This window comes from Methanobrevibacter filiformis (assembly GCF_001639265.1).
Taxonomy (GTDB): domain Archaea; phylum Methanobacteriota; class Methanobacteria; order Methanobacteriales; family Methanobacteriaceae; genus Methanacia; species Methanacia filiformis.
Map to the genome: position 1 here is coordinate 1 of NZ_LWMT01000152.1, position 1,328 is coordinate 1,328.

The window sequence follows — 1,328 nt, forward strand, 5'->3', positions numbered from 1 at the left end:
TTTGTTCTATTTTATTGATTTTTTCTTTATTTTTTGTGTTTTTATGTGAGTTTTTTTTAATATTTTGTTGGTTTTGTTGAATTGTTTTTAGTTGTTCTTATTGTTTTTAGTTTGTTTAATTTTATGTTTTTGTTGGTTTTTGTTGGTTTTGTAGATAGCTCTCGCTAGGTTTATCATTATTATTAAGTTGACAACCAGAAAGTTTATTAATAAGTTTTAACTTATGAATTAAATGAATAACCCAATTTTTTATTAAATCTTTTTTTAGTAAATTTTTGGGGTTTCAGTGTCTTTTTAGTTTTTTTCTGCTTTCTATTTTTAATAAATAATGAATAATGTTTGTTTTTATTCAGTTTAATTCTGTATTTTCGCCTATTTTTCATGTTGGTTATTGATTCGCGAATTTTGATTAATTTTGGAAGATTTTCGGTTGGATCGAAGAGGTTTTCGTAGGTGTCTTTTATTGTTTTTGTTGGTGTTTTATTTTTCATTTTTTGGAGTGTTAGTAATTGTTTTGTGTTGAAGAGTAGTGTTGCGATGAGCATTTTTGCTTCGTTTCTTTCTATTGTTGTTAGTTTTGTGTAGTCTTGTCCGTGTTCTTGGAATGTTGCAAAGGGTCTTTCTACGAGTGCTCTTTTGCGACTGATTCTCCAATTTCTTCTTTTACGGTTTATATTTATAATTGTATCATTGGATTTACGGAGCATGTGTGCAGGGTAGCAGTCAAATGATGCTCCAATGTAGCCTTTATCTCCGTACATGATGTGGTTTTTATTGAAGTTGAAGGTTATTTGTGAATCGTGGAGGGATGCTGTGGTAATTTTGAAAGTTCTTATTAAGTTGAATTTTAAGCAGATAACTTGGTGTATTTTATATCCAAAGTGATGCTCGTTATTTTTAATTGTGCTAGTTCCATCACGACTTCGTCTTGTTTTAGCTTCATCTCCACGAGGTGCAGAATAACTTCCTTGACCTGCATCAAGGAAGCTAGCATCAATTAAAAGCTCTTCACTAATATTGTAACCTTTTAAAGATAATTGTTTTTGATGTTGGAACCAAATATTGTCAATAATGCCTGTATCTCCCATTCTGTCTCTAAAATTTCTTAATGATGATGTTGAGGGTATTTTTTCAGGATAATCTAAAAACCACATGAACGATGCTCTGTCTTTAATGTCTTTAATCACTTGTTCATCAGATAAATTATATTTAGCCTGTAAATACATGATTTTAAACATTAAAGTAACATCATGATGTGGTCTACCTCTGCACTGGTGATTGTACATGGATTCCAGTATTGATCTATATATTTCACAATTCAGCATATT

General features: G+C 30.1%; 1 protein-coding gene. It reads right to left on the bottom strand.

What is annotated here, in order from left to right:
• Nucleotides 1-221 precede the first annotated feature (221 nt).
• A partial coding sequence (locus tag MBFIL_RS04505; protein WP_157078661.1) for a transposase occupies nucleotides 222-1,328 on the bottom strand: 1,107 nt, incomplete at its 5' end.